Raw genomic sequence first — 4,890 nt, forward strand, 5'->3', positions numbered from 1 at the left:
ACCCCGGAGGAACAGACCCGCGTGCGTCAGTCGCCGTACCTCAAGGTGGTGTGCCGGCCGTCGGGGTCCAGTGCCGGGATCAGAACTGGAGGGCCCAGAGGTCGATCTTGCCGATGTCCGCGTTGGCGTTGTCGCTGACCCTCAGTTTCCAGGTGCCGTCGGCCACCTCGGAGGACGCGTTGACGGTGTACGTCTGGGCGATGTTGTCGGCGCTGCCGCCCGACCCGTACGCCTTGAGGTTGTAGACGCTGCCGTCGGGGGCCACCAGGTCGACCTTCAGGTCACCGATGTAGGTGTGCTTGATGTCGACCGGGACACTGAGGGCTGCCGGGGCGTTGCCGGTGACCCCGGTGACGGTGACCGGGGACTCGACGGTGGCGTTGTCGCTGATGGCCACGTCGGTGGCGTTCTCGAAGCGCTTGCCTGGCGGAGTGGTGGAACTGCCCACGTTCAGCAGCTTGTTGGGGGAGCCCGTGCCCGGGTTGCCGACCACGTTCGGAGTGGCGGCGGCGCTGAGGGCGGCGGAGACCTGGGCCGGGGTGGCGGTCCTGTTGGCGGCCAGGTGGAGTGCGGCTGCGCCCGCCGCGTGCGGGGCGGCCATCGACGTACCGGAGATGGTGTTGGTGGCGGTGTCGCCGGTGTTCCACGACGAGGTGATGGACGAGCCAGGGGCGAACAGGTCAAGCACGCTGCCGTAGTTGGAGAAGCTGGAGCGGGCGTCGGTGCTGGTGGTCGAACCGACGGTGATCGCCTCGGCGACGCGCGCCGGGGAGTAGTTCTGCGCGTTGGCACCGCTGTTTCCCGCGGCGACCGCGTAAGTGATGCCGCTGGCTATGGAGTTGCGTACGGCCGTGTCGAGGGCGGTGTCCACGCCGCCGCCGAGGCTCATGTTGGCGACGGCCGGCTTCACGGCGTTCCTCGTCACCCAGTCGATTCCCGCGACCACCTGGGCGGTGGTGCCGGAGCCCTGGTTGTTGAGCACGCGGACGCCGACGATCTTCGCCTTCTTGGCGACGCCGTACGCGGTGCCGCCGACCGTGCCCGCGACGTGCGTGCCGTGGCCGTTGCCGTCCTGGGCGGTGTTGTCGTTGTCGATCGCGTCGAAGCCGTAGCTCGCCCGGCCGCCGAAGTCGCTGTGGGTGATGCGTACGCCGGTGTCGATGACGTACGCCGTCACGCCTTCGCCCGCGGTGTCGGGGTAGGTGTAGCTCCTGTCGAGCGGCAGGGCCCGCTGGTCGATGCGGTCCAGGCCCCAGGAGGGCGGGTTGGGCTGGGTCGCGTCGATGGTGAACACGCGGTTCTGGGAGACCGAGGCGACCGCGGGGTCGGCGGCGAACTTCTTCGCCCGGTCCTCGGACAGCTCGACCGCGTACCCGTTGAGGGCCCGCTCGTAGGTGTCCTTGACCTTGGCGCCGTACCGCTTGGCCAGGGCCTGGCCCTGCGGGGACTCCGCGTCGACGACGGAATCCTTGAGGGTGACGATGTAGCTGCCGGGGACGGCACCGGCGGCTCCCGCGTTCTCGATCCGGCCCTCGGCGGCTGCCGGGGCCGCGGCGGCGGGCAGGACGGAGACAGCGCCGAGCGCGAGGGCGGCGACGGCGGTGGCACCGGCCACCGCGCATCTTCGGGTGATGGAACCGCTGTGGAAGGGTGCTGGACGCATCGACATCGGAGGGTCCTCCTCGTGGGTGGTTCACCGAAGTGCATCTGTGGGGAAATGTACGGCAGGGGCATGACAAGCCAATGCGTGGTGGACTCCGGCTTGCCGCCGACCGGCCGACACCGAAAGACTGACCCATCCCCCGGGACCTCACAAGAGTCCTGCACCCCCCCAACACGACTGCCACACAGGTGACATGACGCGCCGTCATATGCGGCGTCGCGTCGAGCGGGTTTTCCCGCACGGCGACCTCGGTCAACGCCCGCCACACGGTCGCCGGGTCCGCGGCGATCCGCCGGACGAACCGGGAGTGCAGGCCGTAGGGGGAAGCAGACGGTCGAGTTCCATCGCGTCACTCCGGAGGGGGCGAGCCCGGCAGTGCCCGCCCGCACGCCGGTCTCACGCCCCGGCCGAGGGGGGAGAGAGCCGGGCCAGCAAGTGGGCGTCAAGAAAGCCGCGTTCGGAGGCGGGGTCGTGGATCAGCCGGGCGGACACGACCAGCCCCGCCCCGGTCAGCAACTCGGCGAACCGGTCCACCGGCCAGCTGTAGGCGGGCGCCACCTTGTGGTCGAAGCAGACCGGCTCCGGCCCATCCGTGGCGAAGAACGAGGCCAGGAGCAGACCCCCCGGTGCCAGGACACGTGCCTGCTCGGCGAGCAGGGCCGGTAGTTCCCCGGGCGGAGTATGGATCATCGAGTAGTGGGCCAGTACGCCGCCGAGTGCGCCGTCCTCGACCGGCAGGGCCTCCATCCGTGCCTCGTCGAACCGCAGTGCCGGAAGGGCCCGCCGGGCGTGGTCGACCATGCCGGAGGAAAGGTCGAGCCCGAACGCGTCCAGCCCCAGGTCGTGCAGCATGCCGGTGAGGTGTCCTGGCCCGCACCCGACGTCGGCTGCCCGTGGGTTTCCTGTCCCGCGCACCAGCTCGGCGAAGGTGTTGATCATGTTCCGTGCGAACGGCTGCGTCTCCAACGGGTTGGCGAACAACGACGCGTACAGCTCGACGACGCCGTCGTAGGCGGCCCTGGTCTCCTCCTGGTGCCCCATCACGGGAAGGGAACTTAGCATCCGCGCGCGCTCGCCCGCCGCCCGCCCCGAGGGAAGCTCCGCCGGCGATGATGCCCGGCGGAACCACGGTCCTGGCACGTGACCGCGACCGTCACTTCGAAGGGACGTCCGGCCGGTAGGCACACTCCGCCAGGGCCGCGTGCTCCTTCCAGCCCAGCGTCTCGTACGGTGCGCGCCCGGCATCGGTCGCGCCGAGGAGGCCGAGGTCGGCGCCCTCGCTCAGGGCGTGCTCGGTGAGTGCGCGTATCACGAACCGGCCCAGTCCGCGCCGACGATGGGCATCCTCGGCCCGCACCCGGTCCACGACCGCCACGTCCCCGAGCATCGCCATCGACCTCGGGCAGGACATGGCGCCCCACTTCGTCCGGGGCATCAGGTTCGGCCATCCGCCATTCCGGGGCCGCGCAGGGCGGGCCGTAGTCCACGTCCAGGAGCGCATCCCCGCGGAGCGGCTCGGGCGCACCCTGTCCTACGCCACACTCGGCCAGCTCCTGCCCGTCCCGGTCGGCTACCTCCTGGCGGGCCCGGTGTCGGCCGCGCTCGGCGTACGGCCGACGCTCGCCTGGGGCGCCGCGCTGATCGGTGCAGCGGCGGTCGTTCCGCTGGCGGTGGGGCAGGTGCGGGGGCTGTCGCGCCAGGTGTCCGGCACTGTCTCAGGTATGGCCCCTTCGGCGCGCGCGGACAGGTAGTGGGCGCGGGCGACTTCGACCGCCCCGGCGAAGGTGCGGAACGCGCGGTCGCGGGCCGCGGCGTCCAGGGCCAGTCGGTCGGTGTCCGCTGGCAGACCGCACCGGACACGAAGGTGGTGGCCGACACGGTTGGTACTGAGGTAGGCGATGCTGTGGCCCGGACCGCCGGCGGCGATCGCTGTGTTGTGCCGGAACGCCCGTGCGATGGCGTGCGCGGTCGGCAGTCGTGGGTCAAGGAGATCTCCCGCCTCGGCCCGGGTGGAGGGCCGTACCGTCCAGGCGACGGCGTGGCTGCACCATGTCTGCTGGGGCTCGGATGGTGTGGTCACCAGAGGGTCAGATCTTCTTCTGGCTTGGGGGCTTTGGGCAGGTGGGGCGGTACGGCCGCGGCGGCGAGCTGATCCCAGGTGTCGTAGTGGTCGGCCATGGCGATCAGGAGCTGTGCTGTGGCGTACGCGTCGTAGGTGGCGCGGTGGCGGTGCGCGGGGCGGCTCTCAGATCCGGCTGCACGTGGCCGAGAAGGGCGTCGAGGCTGTACTTGCCGAGGGCAGGGTAGGTGGCTTTGGCCAGGCGGAGGGTGTCGAGGCCTCCGGCCGGCTTCCAGTGGGGGAGGTGCGCGGACAGCACCCGGTAGTCCACGTGTGCGTTTTGGGCACAGACCCACGCGGCGCCGAGCAGGGTATGAACCGGCCCGGCGATGTCCTCCCAGCTTGGCTCGTGCGCCAACTGCTCGTTGGTGAGGCCGTGGATGTTCGCCGCGAAGGAGGTGACGGGGGGCGCGGCTGGGTCAGCCACGCGCCCGCGGTGCTCGTGTCCGGGCGTCCGTCGCGTACGGGGAGTACGGCAACCTCTACCAGGTCGGTCGGGTTGAGGCCGTTGCCTTCGACGTTGAGGACGCAGAGTGCAGGCCAGGAGGCGTGGTTCATGGCGAGGCGTATCGGTGGGCTACCCCCAGTTGTGCTCGGAGAGATGGCCCGCGTTGTCCAGGTAGCCGCGCAGGCCGGCCTCGGGGTACTCGATGATGTCGTCGGGCAATTCGTGCACCGTGTACCACTCCAGGGCCATGCACATGGAGGGCTCCTGGTTGACGGGGTCGCCCTTCCACTCGGTGGCTTCGAAGAAGGAGCCGATGCGGGTCATCGTGTCGTTCTGCCGGTGGTGAACGACCTGGACGAGTCGTAGGTGGTCGGGGTCGACTTCCAGCTTGGTCTCTCGAACAGCTCGCGGGCTGCGCCGTCCCTGAGGGTTTCGCCCTTTGTCGTGTTTCCCGGAGGGCGTGTGCCGGCGTCCCCGTCCGTACGGGCCGCCGCGCTGTGAGAGGAGGATCTTGTCACCGTTGCGCACGATCACGTGCGTGTCGATGACCGGGTGTGCCAGTTCGCTACTCATGATTCCCGGGGGGGGGTGCCCCTATGACTTTGGTCAAGGGGTTGGGGCGGGTTGGGGGTCGTAGAAGGTGCCGTCGCGGAGCATGGC

At 70.3% G+C, this 4,890-nt stretch carries 6 protein-coding genes; 1 reads left to right on the plus strand and 5 read right to left on the minus strand.

From position 1 onward, the window contains the following. Nucleotides 1–79: 79 nt before the first annotated feature. From ACWGIG_RS36900 to ACWGIG_RS36910, 3 genes are all read right to left on the minus strand, one after another. Nucleotides 80–1,669 (minus strand): S8 family serine peptidase, encoded by a 1,590-nt coding sequence (locus ACWGIG_RS36900; RefSeq protein WP_453326087.1) that lies wholly within the window; start codon nt 1,667–1,669, stop codon nt 80–82. Between the two features lie 390 nt (nt 1,670–2,059). Continuing rightward, the gene (locus ACWGIG_RS36905; RefSeq protein ID WP_453326088.1) at nt 2,060–2,707 is read right to left on the minus strand and encodes a class I SAM-dependent methyltransferase; all 648 of its coding nucleotides are present in this window, start codon (nt 2,705–2,707) and stop codon (nt 2,060–2,062) included. 109 nt (nt 2,708–2,816) lie between these two features. Beyond that, nucleotides 2,817–3,074 carry a GNAT family N-acetyltransferase gene (locus ACWGIG_RS36910; RefSeq protein WP_453326089.1) on the minus strand — a complete coding sequence of 86 codons (258 nt, stop codon included), beginning with the start codon at nt 3,072–3,074 and terminating at the stop codon, nt 2,817–2,819. Here ACWGIG_RS36910 and ACWGIG_RS36915 point away from each other — a divergent pair. Further along, a complete protein-coding gene (locus ACWGIG_RS36915; protein ID WP_453326090.1) occupies nt 3,073–3,414 on the plus strand; it encodes a hypothetical protein in 342 nt (113 codons plus the stop codon). The two genes, ACWGIG_RS36910 and ACWGIG_RS36915, sit on opposite strands and share 2 nt — an antisense overlap. A 432-nt stretch (nt 3,415–3,846) precedes the next feature. On the opposite strand, the gene ACWGIG_RS36920 is transcribed toward ACWGIG_RS36915, so the two are convergent. Beyond that, on the minus strand, nt 3,847–4,209 hold the full coding sequence (locus tag ACWGIG_RS36920) for a 3'-5' exonuclease (RefSeq protein WP_453326091.1): 363 nt from the start codon (nt 4,207–4,209) through the stop codon (nt 3,847–3,849). Nucleotides 4,210–4,359: 150 nt separating this feature from the next. Beyond that, nucleotides 4,360–4,803, minus strand: a complete 444-nt coding sequence (locus ACWGIG_RS36925; RefSeq protein WP_453326092.1) for an NUDIX domain-containing protein — start codon at nt 4,801–4,803, stop codon at nt 4,360–4,362. Nucleotides 4,804–4,890 lie beyond the last annotated feature (87 nt).

This window comes from Streptomyces sp. NPDC054863 (assembly GCF_053610825.1).